The sequence below is a fragment of the Bradyrhizobium sp. ARR65 genome (assembly GCF_000472385.1).
In the GTDB taxonomy this organism is placed as follows: Bacteria; Pseudomonadota; Alphaproteobacteria; order Rhizobiales; family Xanthobacteraceae; genus Bradyrhizobium.
In genome coordinates this window covers 15,403-30,614 of record NZ_AWZU01000040.1, presented here as the reverse complement: position 1 = coordinate 30,614, position 15,212 = coordinate 15,403, and the positions used below count along the sequence as shown (strand labels likewise).

The window sequence follows — 15,212 nt, the reverse complement described above, 5'->3', positions numbered from 1 at the left end:
GAAGGGAGACAAACATGATCCGTGAAAGGCTCGCCCTAGGGACTCTCGCCGTGGCGATGGCGTCTATGTCGCCGCTCACCTTGTCCACTCACGCTCAGGATTTTGGCGAGCAGAGCATCAAACAGTCCTTTCCGGTCGAGACACATCCGCGGGTGAGCGAAAAGGATTACAAGGCCGCGTTGGAGAAAATCCCGGCTCCCGCTGAAAAATGTGATCCCTGGGGCAATGCGCGCTCAGCCGAGCCGACAAAACCCGGCAAGAAATCGAACTAGTATAATAGGTCGTGAGGGCCTGCCGGCCACGCACGATCGAGCCGGACGGTGCGACCCGTATGCCATCCGCGGCGTACAGCGCGGCCATGCCGCCGGGATTCCTGGCGGCATTGGCGTCATATTGCCGCGCCAGCGTGGTCGCGGCCTGCATCAATTCCGCTTCCGTGACATCGGTCGCCGACGCCGGGAGGGCACTAGCGCCGGCCAACGGGTTAACAGGCCAAGGGTGAGCAATCTGTTCATTTCGAGTCTCCTCGGTCTAATAGAATAGATGGAGGCAGCTCACAGCCGATGGCGGGGCGGCTCCGGCTTGAACACGCCCTGGAGAACGAGACCGCCTAAGCCGTCGTAGCGGCAATTGCCCGTCGTCCGAAGCCGCGCTCCAGGATGCACGCGCGACGCCACGGCTTGGCGTGTCGCGGCTTGCGGGCTTTCTGCGTTCCCCTCGTTGATCATCTCCTTCACTCAGCAGGAAGCGCGGTGGGATCGCCTTGAGCAGCCCGCCCGGTCCTGAGCGTGGAAACCCAGGCCCGAACGCGATCGAGGTAGAGATAGACTACCGCCGTTGTGTACAGTCACCAGCTGCGACACCGCCCGGCAGTTATGGCGTGGCGCTAATGCTCTCCAGGAAAGCCGCCGAGGCCGTTAAAGGTCACATACAGCGAGTAGCCGCTGACCGCGATGGCGACGGCTATTTCGAACAGCAGGACGGCGACGCCGTATTTGTACCAAGGCTCGTGCGGCGCGACACGAATATCAATGGGGTTCATTGCATCTCCTGGAGAATTTCACGACGGCTTCGGTGCGGAGCTCAGGCCGGCCAGAGCGCGGCCAAGCAGGCCATGCTCCTGCGGATTCCGCTCGTAACGCGCTGCCCAGAAGTAGAACATGATGAACGGCGCGAACATGTAGAGCGAGACGTAGAGATATCCGACGTGGGCGTTGGCGCTGCTGGCAAAGATCAGCGGATAGGCGATGCCGCCGACGGTTGAGATCCCGCCGATGAAGCCGGCGGCAATACCGGGGCGGTCCGGAAAGAGCAGCGGAACCAGGGCGAAAGTGCCGCCGGTGCCGAACGATACAAAGATGCCGAGCACCACCAGCACCGCGATCGACCAGGGCAAAAAGCCGTAAAGCCCGGCAACGGTCAGCCCGATCATCGACAGCATGATCAGGATGAGCGCGATTGCCAGCCAATGCAGGCGCGGCGCGTAGGACAGTTCCTTGGCAATGAAAGGCAACGGCGTCCAACCCCTGCGCTGGAAGAGGTCAGACATGAAGCCGGCGAATGGCCGGAACAAAGACGCGTTGAACGATGCCACGGCCGCAAACGTGCCGGCCGCGATCTGAATGCCGGCAACGCCGTTGAAGCCGAGCGCGAGAATCTCATTGTGAAAGCCGCGGGCGAAATAACCCGGCAGCCAAGCGTTCAAAGCGATTTCCAAGCCGAACGACATCGCATAAGCCAGCATCAAAGCGATGGCGATATAGCGGGTCCACACGAATACCATTCCGCGCAGGTCGCCGCCGCGCCGCACCGCGTCACGCCGCTCCATGGTCTTGGCGGAGCTACCGCGCCACAGATAGCAGGCGGCGATGACGAGAGCGATCATACCCAGCCACAGAAATGCGCTCCGATAATCGGTGCCAAACATGCGCGGCAGGAACAATGCGCCGACGCCAGCACCGACATTGCCGGTGCCGGCGTAAAGTCCCTCGGCGGTGCCGATCTCGTGGGCGTCGAACCATTGCGCCACGTGCTGGACGCCGACGACGAAGGAGACGCCGGCAATGGCGACGAGCACTCGCTCGGCGAAAAGCAGCTCGTAGCTGGTGGTGAAAGCCGACGCGATCGAAACCAGTCCGCAGCCGGCAAGGATTGCGGCGAACGTCCGCGGAGCGCCAAATCGATCGGACGCCCAGCCGGCGAAGATGCGCCCGGCCGGCGTCATCCAGATGGCCGAACTGGCGAGCAGGCCAAGGTCCTTGATCGTGAGATGATACGTCGCCGCGATGCTTGGGCTAAAGGTAGCCGTGGAGAACCACATCAGGAAACACCAAAAAAAGCCGACGGTCGCTATCCCAAGCTGTTCAACCTTGTGGCCCCGCATCAATGTTTGCTCCGCTGCACCGTCTTTCACGCTTCCACCTCGAGATCGGAAAGGGCGACGCTGCAACAAGCAAAGGCGATCCCGTTCTCCTTGCGCCGGCGGTCCTTTTCGAACTCCGGTTTCTCGGAAAGCGTTCCGGTGAAGCTCACCTCGCACTCTGCGCAACTGCCGGTCCGGCAGGCGTAATCCATCTCGATTCCGTGGGCTTCCGCCAGCTCCAGAAGGGTCACTGTCTCGTCCGTCTCGACCGTCCTGTCGCTCTTGATGAAGTGGACACGGTGCCGCGGTTCGGACAGCGCCAGTGGCTTCGGCACACGCTTGCCTCCTCTCGCAACCCGGCTGGATCCGAAACTCTCGCTATGGAGCTTGGTCTGATCAAAGCCGAGCTCCTGGAGGATCCTCCTCACCTCCGCGGCGAAGGACTCGGGCCCGCACAGGAAGACGTGCCGCTGATCGAGGTCGGGGACCAGCGCATGGATCATCGACTTGTCGAATCGCCCGGTGAGGCCGGTCCAAGAATCGGTTCGTCCAGGCGAGGCGGAGGTCAGGGTGACGGCAACGCGGAAACAGGTATGCCGAGCCGAGATGAGCTCGAGCTCCTTGCGGAAAATGATGTCCGCAGGCGATTTGAACGAGACCAGGAACTTCACATCCACATCGGCGGTTGTGTCGGCGATCCAACGGCTCATCGACATCATCGGCGTGATCCCGCTGCCGGCGCCGATGAAGAGCATATTTGACGCCGGACAATCGAAGCAGCTGAATTTTCCAGCCGGCCCCTTGATGGTCAGCCGCTCCCCCCGCATGACATGGTCGCACAGCCAGTTCGACACACGACCGCCGGGTACGCGTTTCACAGTCAATTCGAGAACATGCGGCCGGGACGGGCTCGATGAGATGCTGTAGGACCGCTCGATATACTCGCCATCGATGGTGAGAAGAAGGGTCACGAACTGACCCGGTCGATAGGAGAACAGGAGCGGCTTTTCGCCGACGAGCCGAAAGGTCTTGGTGTCGGCGGTTTCCTCGATAATGTCCGCCACCTTCAAGCTCGTGACGCCGCCCGACCAGAGCGCGATGGTGGCGCGATTCTCGGTGAGATTCGACAGCACTGGGCTTGAGGGGGCCGGGGGCGGGACATAGAAATAGGAGGGAACTTCCGCCAATTCCTCAGCCTCGACAATCTCCTCCCCTGCGGTGGCCGGAGAATTGGCAAGGCGGATACGCAGTTGATAGCCCGGGATGTCGACCAGAGACCCATCCCGTAGCGGAACAGGCACGCCCGCCTTGATCTTTTTTCGATCGAGAAGCGTCCCGCATTCAAGATCGATCGCTCTTAGATAAAACCTGCCGTCCTTCTTTTGGAAGGCGGCGTGAAACAGGCCGAGCTTGTAGGCCTCGAGTTGTATATGGGCACGCGGATGTCGTCCGACGACGGTCCAGCTGCCCAGCGGATCGATCGGCACATCCTCGATCTCGACGCCGTTCTGCAGGATGACGATCTTGTCGGGCGAGTCGGCATATGATTCCTCGCCCGCGAACAGCCGATCGATCCAGGTTCTGCGGCGACATCCGAGAGTTTCGGATTGCGGTGTCGCCGATCCGCCTGGACTGTCCGGGACGGTGACCGGCGCCGGCAGGCCGGCGAATAGCTGTTCCCAAAATGCCGGTTCGGGTGGGGCCGATCCTGCATTCCCATCGACATCCCGTCTGGTCATGGTGCGCTCCTCACCGCAAGCACTGGCGATCCAAGAGATTCAGGATGACTTCGCGCGTGGTCTCGATGACCTGCATCATCTCTTCGATTTCCGGGGCGCCGATCTTCAGCTCTTTCAGAGTTTCCTTGAGGATCGCGGATAGCCGGTCGAAATGCCGCGCCTCCAGCCCCATTTTGCTGACCAGCTCGACGCCGCTGTACTGGTACGGACCGCCAAAGGCCATGACGAGAAAGGATTTCTCCTTGAGCCGCTGAGCCACCCCATCGAGATCGTCGAAGAATCGTCCGACGAGGTCGTCCTCGAGGAGCTTGCGGTGGAACAGATCGACGGCGATGTCCATCGCCTGGTCGCCACCGATCCGGTCATAGAGCGGGATGTCCTTCAGCTGGAAATAATCCCCCTTCTTCGCAGCGACGCTGTCGGTTCCCCAATCGATCGGTCGCTCCAGCTTTTTTAGCAGCGGGATGTGCTTGGAGCATTGGATGTAGGCCTCCTCGACCTCGACCATTACCCACCTATTCGGCCGGCTCTTGCCGTCCTTCGCCAACTCGGTCAGCACATCCTTGGGCAGCTTGTCGGCAAAGGCTTCGAGATCATCGCTCTGCACGATGCGCGCCTTGCCATTGACATGCAGGCCGATGGAATCTCGATAGAAGTCGAGGATCAGCAGGGCGACGTGCGGATTTTCTGAAATATTCCCCAGGCTGGCAAATACGCCGTTGCCGCGATATTCGGGGTAGAGGAGATGCTTGTTCCCCAGCACATGGATGAAGCCGGGCTCGCCGAATCTCGGGCTGCAATCGCATTCACCGTGACGATCGGCGGTGCCGACGAACATGAACTCCTGCCGGGAGATGAATTCCCGCATTCGCGGGGCGAGAAAATTCAGGACCTGCCGGGCATAAAAGGTATTGGCCCGATCCTCGGAGGCATATTTCGCCTGCAGCGCGTGCTCGCCTTCGGAGCCGGGCAGGAGGCTTGGGGTTTTCACCTTTGCCGGACCACCGGGCTGGCCCGGCGGGTGGCCAAGCTCAGAAGGCGATGGATTACTTGCTGGGCTGTCAACCAAAGATACTCGGTGCAGGTTCATATTTATCCCACCTCGAACAGCTGCCCATGGAAAAGGGCGGCGGCTTGCGATGTCAGTGTAACCAACTTAATGCGCACCATCCGCAGCGGGGAAAACGCGCGCCCACTGCATCGCCATGCGCAAACGCTTCGACAGTCGGTGCGCTGGTGAGAGCGGCAGCCTTAGCCAAGACGATCATGGTCTTGCGTAACATTGCAGGCACTCCCTTTGGGACGCGACGGCGTCCATTCGACTGACAAAACGATTCACAATCGTTCACCTGGATTGCGAAAATCAGATCCATGCTTCGCCGCCGCTGTGGAGTTGTGACGGACGAAGGATATGTTCAAGAACATATTTTGAATCGCGGTGTTGTCGCGCCAGTTTGAGGCACCTCGCCGACTCATTCATGGCCGTTTACAGCCATTTCGCTCGGCGTTGTCGCGTCATACGCCACACATTTGCGGTGCGCTCCGCCATCCGTGATCCGCGCTGCCGATGATTGCGCGTTAAGTTGATTGCACCGGCATCGCAAGCCACCGCCTTGTTCAATGGACGGCTGTTCGAGATTGCGCCGGCGGTCAAACCTTTGTTACGCAGCGATATGACTGAACAACGCTGCAAGCTGATGGCGACGCCGGGCGCTTTGGTCAACAGTCTCGGCAATCTCGAAGCCGAGTTGCCGGCGGCGAGCACTCTTGTCAAGCGACACGTCGACTATGGCGTGAAAGCGGCCGATTACACGCCGTTGGCGCGGCGCTGCTGTGGACGCTGGAGCAGGGTTCAGGATTACGATGACGGTGTCCGCTCGTCATCGTTGGCAACAGTGGCGGCTGCCTGCTTGTGCGAAGAGATCGCCCAGCGTGCGCTCGGCCGCTATGCCGACGCGGTGATCTGTGAAGAGCCGCGGCTTGCCGATGCTATAATCGTGTGCTGCTTTCGTCGGTGCTGACAACGCCGAGCGAGATGGCCGCAAGCGGCCATGAATGAGTCGGCGAGGCGCCTCCAACTGGCGCGACAATGCCGTCAGTCAAAATATGTTCTTGAACATATTCTTCGTGCATCACAACTCCACAGCGGTGCTGCATGGATCTCATCTTCGCAATCCAGGCGAACGATCGTGAACTTTTTGTCAGTCGAATGGACGCCGTCGCGTCCCGAAAGGAGCGCCGACAATGTTACGCAAGACCATCTGGACGCGGGAGCGGGGTTCAGGATTACGATGAGCGAACCGCTCGTTATCGTCGGCAACGGGATGGCGGCTGCCTGCTTGTGCGAAGAGCTCTCCCAGCGTGCGCTCGGCCGTTATGCCATTGCGGTGATCGGTGAAGAGCCGCGGCTTGCCTATAATCGCGTGCTGCTTTCGTCGGTGCTGGCCGGCGAAGTGCTTGCGAGCGACACTTTACTGAAGCCGGCGGCTTGGTGGAGAGATCGGGGTATCACCTTGTGCTGTGGCGTCAGCGTGAGGGCGACGGATATTGCCGCACGCACCGTGACGCTGTCCGACGGCAAAGCGTTGCCGTTCGCCAAGCTCGTATTCGCCACCGGCTCGCGGCCAATCTGCTTGGGCATCGCCGGTGCCTATCTGCCTGGCGTGCTCACATTCCGCGACATGAGCGACGTCGTGTCGATCTCGCGGGCCGCCCGCCGGAGCGCGCCCATTGTCGTGATCGGCGGCGGACTCCTAGGCATTGAGGCGGCTTACGGTCTCGCCAAAGCCGGCGCATCGGTGACACTGGTTCATCTCATGGATCGCTTGATGGAGCGCCAGCTCGACGCACGCGCCGCGTTGCTGCTCAGGCGTGCAGTCGAGGCCAAAGGCATCCGGGTGCTGCTGGACGTCGCGACGGCGAGATTCGTCGGCAATGGTCACGTCGAGGGTGTAGAGCTCGAGGACGGCCGCGTGCTCGCGGCCGACACGGTCGTTGTTGCGGTCGGCATCAAGCCGAACGCCGAAGTCGCCGCTCACGCCGGTATCGCGGTCAATCGCGGCATCGTCGTCGACGATCATCTCGTCACCAGCATATCCGATGTTTTCGCAATCGGTGAATGCGCCGAGCACCGCGGCGTCTGCTACGGCCTAGTGGAGCCCGCCAACGAGCAGGCGCGCGTGTTGGCCGAGCGCCTCGCCGGCCGCGATGCACGTTATCTCGGCAGCGTGAACGCCGCCAATCTCAAGGTCTCCGGCGTTCATGTGTTCTCTGCCGGGGATTTTCTCGGCGCGCCCGGTACCGAGTCGGTGGTGTTCAGCGATCAGGGGCTTGGCACCTACCGAAAGCTGGTGATTGCCGGCGGCCGCATCGTCGGCGCAGTGCTCTACGGCGATACGGCTGACTCATTTTGGTATCTCGATCTCATTCGTTCCGGCGCCGCGATCGATTCCGTCCGCGAGGATCTCATTTTCGGACGAGCATTGGCCGAGCGGCAAGCGGCGGCCGCGCGACGAGACAGCTCAGTTGAACGAGAAATGGCGGCAGGTTGACGAGCGCTGTGAGCTGGTCATGAACACTTTATCGCGACATCCTCCTGCCGTGCGCACCACCTGTCCGTATTGCGGCGTCGGCTGCGGCATTCTCGCAGCCGTGGACCGGCAAGGCGATACGACTATTTCCGGCGATCCCGCGCATCCGGCCAATTTCGGGCGGCTGTGCTCGAAAGGCTCGGCACTCGGCGAAACGCTTTCGCTCGACCAACGCTTGCTTCACCCCATGTTTCGTCAAGCAGACGGTTCTCTTGCACGTACGGATTGGGACACCGCACTGGCAAAGGTCGCAAACGGACTGCGCACGATCGTCGATCGAGACGGGCCGAACGCGATTGCGTTCTATCTTTCAGGTCAGTTGCTCACTGAAGATTACTATGTCGCCAATAAGCTGATGAAAGGCTTTCTCGGCTCGTCCAACGTCGACACCAATTCGCGGCTGTGCATGGCCTCTTCCGTTGCCGGACATCGCCGCGCCTTCGGCGCCGACGTGGTGCCCGGCATTTACCGGGATCTAGACGAGGCCGATCTAATCGTGCTCGTGGGCTCCAATGCAGCATGGTGTCATCCGGTACTCTATCAACGGATGATTGCCGCAAAAAAAGAACGCGGCACCAAATTGGTCGTTATCGATCCGCGACGCACCGCAACGGCGGATGCGGCGGATCTGTTACTGCCGATCGCATCCGGAATGGATACCGCGCTTTTTTGCGGGCTGCTTGCCTACCTCGCCGATACGCGCGCCCTCAACAACAACTATATCGCAGAACATACGAGCGGCTTCGCCGATGCACTTGCGCGCGCGCGCGAGATCGCCGGCGACGCGGCGGCTACCGCCGGTGCGAGCGAGCTCGAACTCGGCGAGGTTGTCCGCTTCTTTGAGCTGTTTGCGCGAACCGAGCGCGTCGTCACCTGCTACTCTCAAGGGGTCAATCAATCCGCGCAAGGCACCGACAAGGTGAATGCGATCATCAATGTTCACCTCGCCACGGGACGCATCGGCCGGCCGGGCATGGGACCGTTCTCGCTGACCGGCCAGCCCAACGCCATGGGCGGCCGCGAAGTCGGGGGGCTTGCCAATCAACTCGCCGCCCATATGGGCTTTTCGCCCAGCGAAACTGACCGCGTCAGGCGCTTCTGGCACGCGCCGCGGATGGCGGCGAGCCAAGGCCTCAAGGCCGTCGACATGTTCGAAGCGATCGAACGCGGAACCATCAAGGCGCTCTGGGTCATGGCGACAAATCCGGCCGTGTCGCTGCCGCGCGCGGGCGCCGTTCGCGGAGCGTTGAAAAAGCTCGAATTGTTCATCGTGTCCGACACCACGCTCCACAACGACACCATCGAGGCGGGCGCGCATGTGCTCTTGCCTGCGGCCGCCTGGGGCGAGAAAGACGGCACCGTTACCAATTCCGAGCGGCGTATTTCGCGCCAGCGAGCGTTCCTGCCGCGACCAGGCGAGGCACAGCCTGATTGGTGGATCATCGGTGAAGTGGCCCAGCGCCTCGGCTTCGAGAGCGCGTTTGCCTACCGCAAGCCGGCCGATGTTTTTCGCGAGCATGCGGCGCTGTCGGCGTTCGAGAATGATGGCCGGCGCGGTTTCGACTTGGGTGGTCTTGCGGCACTCCCCGACGATGAGTATGACCGGCTCGACGCGGTGATGTGGCCCGCGAAAGCCGGATTCGAATCGGGCGAAGCGCGCTTCTTCAGCGCCGGAGCGTTTTTCACGAGCGATCGGCGTGGCCGCTTCATTGCACCGGAACATCCGAGGCTGCGTGCGGCGACGAGCGACGCTTTTCCGCTGCGCCTCAATACCGGGCGTCTGCGCGATCAGTGGCACACGATGACGCGCAGCGGAAAGAGTCCGCGGCTGGGCGCGCATTCACCCGAACCGATGGTCGATATCCACCCCGATGATGCGAGTAGGACGGGCATGACCGATGGCGGTTTCGCCAAGGTCACGACGCCCCATGGCAGCGCCGTTTTTCGGGTTTGCGTTCGTTCGGGTCAGCAACGCGAATCGATTTTTGCACCAATTCATTGGAGCTATTCGACGGCGGCCGATGCGTGTGTCGGCGCGCTGGCGATGGCGGAAAACGATCCGCTTTCCGGACAGCCTGAGCTCAAGGCCACGCCTGCGCGCATCGAACCTCTTGAGTTTGCCTATCGCGGCTTTGCGCTCACGCGCGACTTGATCACGCTCCCCGACGGAACGTGGTTCGCGCGCGTCGCCGTTCCCGGAGGTTACGGACTTCTGTTCGCGACCAACGAATTACCTGCCCGATGGCATGGTCTGGCCGAAAAGCTGATATGCGGCGATCCGGAGCGTGCGGAATATATCGATCTGCCGCGCGGCATCGTGCGCATCGCCGCGTTGCGCGCCGGCAGGATCGAGGCCTGCATTTTCTCCGGGCCATCACAAAATCCGCCGCGATGGGAGGTCGTGCGAGGGTTGTTCAATTCGGGAAATTTGGCTGAGGGCGACAGGCGTCTTCTTCTTTCCGGCCAGAGCGCTGAGGGCGTGGTCAAAACCGGGCCGATCATCTGCGCCTGTTACAGTGTCGGACTTGAAGCCATCCGCCGCGCTGTGGCTGAAGGGGGTGCCGCAAACGTTGCCGATATCGGGCGAATGCTTCGCGCCGGCACCAATTGCGGCTCTTGCGTTCCGGAATTGCAGGGAATTATCAAGCGGACCGCGTCCGCGGTCGGCTCGCGAAACCGCCAGCTAGGCTGATAGCGTCAAGCTTGCAGTCCTGGCGTCTGCCCGTGTTTGCGCGGGAGGAACAGTCGCCGGCTTATCTGACGCCAACGGCGCGGAGACCTTTCGGATTTCGCTCCGGCGTGAATGCAATGGGTGCGGTCACCAGGCCGCGCGCTCTGTCGCCACTCACTAAGACGCTCCGCGAGACCACTGTCCGAGCGACAGCGCGATGCCCATTGCGGCTTCGCGTATTTCGTCGGCGAGCACGCGATCCTCGACCGAACGCGCCAACACCATACCGCCAACGCATAACGTCGCGATCGCGCGAGCCCGGGATCGGGCCCCATGTCCATTGCGCTGCAACGCCTGCTCAAAAACATCGATCATGACCCTAAGTACCGTTTCATATGCTTGCCGAAGACGATGCTCCTCGCGCAAAAAGTCGGTCGGAAAAGCGATCAGGGGGCAGGTTCCGTCGATATCCTCGAACTGCTCGCGAGAAAGATAGTCGCGGACGAACTGAGCCGCGCAATCAACAGCACGCGGATCGATGCTGACGCCGTCGCTGCTTAAAAGCTGCTTTTCATTTAAGATTTGGGTGACCGCTTCGGCGTAAAGATCACCCTTGCTCTCAAAGTAACTATAGAAACCTCCCCGGGTCAGCCCGGCATCAGCCATAACGTCATCGATTGATACAGTATCGAACCCGCGGCGGTTGAAGAGACGCCGCGCGCTCCGAACAATTTTCTGTTTAGTTAGGTAGCGGTGCTCGGCAGGATACGACATCGAACCTCTCTCCGGCGACAAGCGAGATTTTCGATCTTGAAGCTACATTCAAGCAGTAGGATTGCTTCGGAGCGCTTTTATAAACTGCTGTATCGTCGCAGCTATTCCAAGCAAAACTCAAGTGACAAAGAAGTCAGTTTTGACTTGCCCGCTTACGCAATTGTGTGATGTGCCGGTGACCGATGCGCAAAAGGAGTATCGAGTGCGGTCTTTGTGCACCGGAATTATCGTGCTGTTTTGACTCGGAACGAATTTGCATCTCCATCAGCGAGTGTCGGTATCGTTGGTTGCGTGCCGGGCATTTCAACCTACTCCGAGGCTATACAGCCGATGCTCGAGCGATGACGCGATGAAGACGGCGAAACATCCGCCGCTGCTAAGGCTTGGCTGCACGACCAGCCGAAAGTGAAGCAGCATTTTACTTTTGATCGGTGAACCACTGCCGAGGAGTCAGGCTCAGCCCTTCATCTGCGAGCGCTCTGGCGACCGAAGGCATCTTCTTCATCTGCGCGAGATAGCCGGTGAGCCGCTCCGGCACTTCGATTTCATTCTTGCCAGCCCACATCAGCATCACGACGAGATACGGGTCTGCGATCGTGATTCGATCGCCAACCAAAATCGGCCTGAAGTTGCCATGAAATTCAGTGGTCATGAACGAGGTGGCTTCAAGCGCGCGCCAACGGTCGATACCGTCCTCGGGGAGGAGCGCGCCTGCTTGATAGGCGATATAGGCAAGGATTGCGAGATTTTCGGTAAGGATAGTCCCGTCGTCGAGTTCCAGCGCGGGCAGGTAACCCTTTGGACTGATCGTCGTGAAGTCGCGCCCATCCTCGGTCGGCTTGTTCGGATCGACTCTAACGAGCTTGTATGGAAGCCCCGTCTCGATCAGCGCAATGTGATCAGCCAGGCTACAGCCTCCGGGAGCGTAGTAGAGGATCATGAGAGACTCCTTTCTCGATGGGGTGTCCAGCACGAGGATCCGTGCTTTCGCGTTACCATTTGATTTCGGCGCTGGAGAAATGGCCTACAAGCGTAACCTCTGCAGTGTCCAGCCGCCGGGCACGACGGATCACGTGAAAGATGCGATCGAAATTGACGCTGTCGGGCTAGATACTCAGATAAGTATAGAATGCGCTTTCATTGGCGGTCTGCTGAAGGAATGGTTCGCTTTCAAGAGAAACAATCGTTGTGACGTTTCCAAATGGTAGCCGGTCATGACGACGAGACTCCAATCAAGCCCATTGCGCCTAGCTCCCTTACGGCTGGAGGCTATCGCGCACCGCTTGGAAATAGATGTGTCTGCTCGGTCCATTCCGGGCGCGACCATTATTGTCGGCCATCACGACGGCACTTGTTCGAGCGGTCGGTCGGCTTTCGCGATGTCGTAGCTGGTGATCCGCTCCGGCCAGGCGCCATCTGGCGGATTTACTCGATGACGAAGCCCATCGTCTCGGTAGCCGCAATGCCACCTAGAGAGCGGCGCCTTGAACCTCGATCAGCCTATCGCTGATTTCATTCCCTCGTTCGCAAACCTCCGCGTGGCTTGCGCCGGCGGCACGACCGTTCCGGCGCAGCATCGTCCAACTACGGTCAGGAATCCTTCTGCAATCGCCAGAGGCACCTGGGTGATCGCGAAGATGCCGGCGAATTTGAGGAAAGCACCCGCATAGCCGCTGATAGCGTCGGGATAAGTGAGAGCCAGCTCGACCGAGGTCGTCAGGTAGGTCGCCCAATCCCCAGTGTCGCGCCCAGATACACGCCAAACGCCATAAGCCCCATGCCGTGGTACAAACGGTACGTGCCACAAGTCACCCATGGTCCCACGATCGCCATCGAAAAAATATTGGCCCCGATGGTCGTGAGGCCGCCGTGGGCGAGGAGCAAGGCCCGGAACAGCAGCACGATCGCACCCAGAATGGCCATCACGCCGGGCCCGAACAGTACCGCGCCCAGGCCGGTGCCGGTCGGATGCGAGCTTACACCTCGCGAGTATAGGTCTCGACCACCTCGCTGAATGGCGTGCCGTCGGGCAGGGAAAGCACAGCGCGATGCTCCAGCACCGCTGGGCGGATTGTGGGCGTCGCCCCTGTCCGCTCGGGCAGCGGGACGCCCATTTCCCAGGCCTGCGGCAGAGGCGACCAGAGCAGCTTCGCCGATAGCGTGCGGCGCCGGAAATCAAGCGCTTGCACTGCTCGGCCGAAGGCGATGTCAACGGAACAGTGCGCGCCCGTACCCTGTGAAAGTGCGCTTTGGGCTCATCACATCCGACTCCGATCGATCTAGCTTCATTATTCTCGACATCGTCGAAGCGCTGCGCCGCTCGACGATTAAGTTAGCGCCGCCGGCCGCGCCTGCCGGATGCCTTCATGGTGCCGTTTCACAACGCGCTCAAGCACGGTCAGAGCCGACAGAATCGCAGACGAGCAAGGAGTCACAAATGTCTTCCAATCGCGGCGTCGTTTACGTAAAGCCCGGCAGAGTAGAGGTCCAGAAAATCGACTTTCCAGTCTTCCGCAATCCTGCTGGCAACGAAATCCATCACGGCGTGATTCTCAAGGTCGTGTCGACCAACATTTGCGGGTCCGACCAGCATATGGTGCGGGGCCGCACCACGGCCCCGGCCGGCATGGTGCTGGGGCACGAGATCACCGGCGAGGTGATCGAGAAGGGTCGTGACGTCGAGTATCTCGAGATAGGCGATCTCGTCTCGGTTCCTTTCAACGTCGCGTGCGGCCGCTGCAGAACCTGTCGAGAGGGCCACACCGACGTCTGCCTTCACGTCAACTCCGAGCGTGCTGGAGGCGCCTACGGCTATGTCGACCTCGGTGGATGGATCGGTGGGCAAGCCGAGTACGTCATGGTGCCCTATGCTGATTTTAACCTGCTGAAGTTTCCGGACAAGGCGCAGGCGATGGAAAAAATCCGCGACCTGACTTGCCTGTCTGATATCTTGCCGACCGGATTTCATGGAGCTGTAACCGCCAAGGTCGGCGTCGGATCGACGGTCTACGTCGCCGGCGCGGGACCGGTGGGGTTAGCGGCCGCAGCGGCGGCGCGCATTCTCGGCGCCGCGGCCGTCCTGATCGGGGACATGAACAAGGAACGGCTCGCCCACGCCAAGAGCGTTGATTTCGAGCCGATCGACCTCACCAAGCACGACCGCCTGGGCGACTTGGTTGCCGAGGTTCTGGGCAAGCCGGAAGTCGATTGCGCCATCGACTGCGTCGGCTTCGAAGCCAAATCCGAAGGAGCAGACGGCAAGATCGTTGATGCGCCGGCAGTCGTGTTGAACGGCCTGATGGAGATCACCCGGCCAGCCGGCGCGATCGGCATTCCCGGTCTCTATGTCACCGACGATCCGGGCGCGAAGGACGAGGCGGCCAAACATGGCAGTCTTAGCCTGCGCCTGGGCTTGGGCTGGGCAAAGTCCCATTCCCTCCACACCGGACAGACGCCGGTCTTGAAATACAACCGGCAGCTGATGCAGGCGATCCTTTGGGACAGGCTGCCGATCGCCAAGATCGTCAATGTCAAAGTGATCAAGCTCGACCAGGCACCCGATGGATACAAATCCTTCGACGCCGGTGTCGCGAGCAAGTTCGTCATCGATCCGCATGGACAGCTGTCCAAGGCGGCCTAAAAAAAACGGAGCATGTCATGATCACTCTGAAAGAAGCCCGGCAGATCATTGCAGCGGCGGAAGCCAAAGCGAAGGAGATCGGGCAACCCATGAACATCGCCGTGGCTGACGCCGGCGGAAATCTGGTGAGCCATGTCCGAATGGACGGCGCGTGGCTCGGCAGTATCGATATCTCGATCAACAAGGCATTCACGGCGCGCGCATTCGATCTCCCCACGGCCGAGCTCGCCAAGAACAGCCAACCCGGACAGCAGTTCTTCGGCATTCATGCCTCGAACCACGGGCGCATCATGATCTTCGCCGGCGGTGTCCCGTTGAAGCGTGGCGGATCGGTCATCGGCGCCATTGGTGTCAGCGGAGGCAGCGGCACTCAGGACCAGGCTGTCGCCGACGCCGGCGCTGCGGCTTTCGAAACATAACCCACTTCGCATTGCTG

General features: G+C 60.7%; 11 protein-coding genes and 3 pseudogenes. 6 read left to right on the top strand and 8 right to left on the bottom strand.

The features are described from left to right. Positions 1–65 precede the first annotated feature (65 nt). The gene (locus F758_RS44950; protein WP_024511702.1) at positions 66–272 is read left to right on the top strand and encodes a hypothetical protein; all 207 of its coding nucleotides are present in this window, start codon (positions 66–68) and stop codon (positions 270–272) included. 614 nt (positions 273–886) lie between these two features. Here the strand turns inward: F758_RS44950 and F758_RS49980 are convergent. Genes F758_RS49980 through F758_RS0131895 form a run of 4 tightly spaced genes read right to left on the bottom strand, consistent with a single transcriptional unit; the run spans position 887 to position 5,191 of the window. Continuing rightward, positions 887–1,042 (bottom strand): hypothetical protein, encoded by a 156-nt coding sequence (locus F758_RS49980; protein ID WP_157450237.1) that lies wholly within the window; start codon positions 1,040–1,042, stop codon positions 887–889. An 18-nt stretch (positions 1,043–1,060) separates the two neighbouring features. Then, positions 1,061–2,413: an MFS transporter gene (locus tag F758_RS0131905; protein ID WP_198026610.1), complete on the bottom strand. Its 1,353-nt coding sequence runs from the start codon at positions 2,411–2,413 to the stop codon at positions 1,061–1,063. Continuing rightward, the gene (locus F758_RS46725; RefSeq protein ID WP_024511700.1) at positions 2,410–4,101 is read right to left on the bottom strand and encodes an FAD-binding oxidoreductase; all 1,692 of its coding nucleotides are present in this window, start codon (positions 4,099–4,101) and stop codon (positions 2,410–2,412) included. The genes F758_RS0131905 and F758_RS46725 overlap by 4 nt, the downstream gene beginning before the upstream one ends. Before the next feature lie 10 nt (positions 4,102–4,111). Continuing rightward, on the bottom strand, positions 4,112–5,191 hold the full coding sequence (locus tag F758_RS0131895; RefSeq protein WP_084305787.1) for a pyridoxamine 5'-phosphate oxidase family protein: 1,080 nt from the start codon (positions 5,189–5,191) through the stop codon (positions 4,112–4,114). A gap of 792 nt (positions 5,192–5,983) precedes the next feature. Between F758_RS0131895 and F758_RS53460 the strand changes: the two are divergent. The 3 genes and pseudogenes from F758_RS53460 to F758_RS0131880 all read left to right on the top strand — a co-directional run. Continuing rightward, positions 5,984–6,121, top strand: a pseudogene (locus tag F758_RS53460) (NAD(P)/FAD-dependent oxidoreductase); the annotation flags it as partial. Between the two features lie 271 nt (positions 6,122–6,392). Beyond that, on the top strand, positions 6,393–7,652 hold the full coding sequence (locus tag F758_RS0131885) for an NAD(P)/FAD-dependent oxidoreductase (RefSeq protein ID WP_024511698.1): 1,260 nt from the start codon (positions 6,393–6,395) through the stop codon (positions 7,650–7,652). Between the two features lie 19 nt (positions 7,653–7,671). Continuing rightward, a complete protein-coding gene (locus F758_RS0131880) occupies positions 7,672–10,383 on the top strand; it encodes a nitrate reductase (protein ID WP_024511697.1) in 2,712 nt (903 codons plus the stop codon). Positions 10,384–10,539: 156 nt separating this feature from the next. On the opposite strand, the gene F758_RS0131875 is transcribed toward F758_RS0131880, so the two are convergent. The 4 genes and pseudogenes from F758_RS0131875 to F758_RS52165 all read right to left on the bottom strand — a co-directional run. Further along, a complete protein-coding gene (locus F758_RS0131875) occupies positions 10,540–11,136 on the bottom strand; it encodes a TetR/AcrR family transcriptional regulator (protein WP_024511696.1) in 597 nt (198 codons plus the stop codon). Between the two features lie 418 nt (positions 11,137–11,554). Then, positions 11,555–12,109 (bottom strand): glutathione S-transferase N-terminal domain-containing protein, encoded by a 555-nt coding sequence (locus tag F758_RS0131870; protein ID WP_349543620.1) that lies wholly within the window; start codon positions 12,107–12,109, stop codon positions 11,555–11,557. A gap of 522 nt (positions 12,110–12,631) precedes the next feature. Continuing rightward, positions 12,632–13,062 (bottom strand): annotated as a pseudogene (locus F758_RS53455) (energy-coupling factor ABC transporter permease). A 50-nt stretch (positions 13,063–13,112) separates the two neighbouring features. After that, positions 13,113–13,346: pseudogene (locus tag F758_RS52165) on the bottom strand (hypothetical protein); the annotation flags it as partial. Between the two features lie 227 nt (positions 13,347–13,573). Between F758_RS52165 and fdhA the strand changes: the two are divergent. Then, positions 13,574–14,776, top strand: a complete 1,203-nt coding sequence (gene fdhA, locus F758_RS0131845; protein ID WP_024511692.1) for a formaldehyde dehydrogenase, glutathione-independent — start codon at positions 13,574–13,576, stop codon at positions 14,774–14,776. Between the two features lie 17 nt (positions 14,777–14,793). Beyond that, the gene (locus tag F758_RS0131840) at positions 14,794–15,195 is read left to right on the top strand and encodes a GlcG/HbpS family heme-binding protein (protein WP_024511691.1); all 402 of its coding nucleotides are present in this window, start codon (positions 14,794–14,796) and stop codon (positions 15,193–15,195) included. The last annotated feature ends 17 nt before the right edge of the window (positions 15,196–15,212 follow it).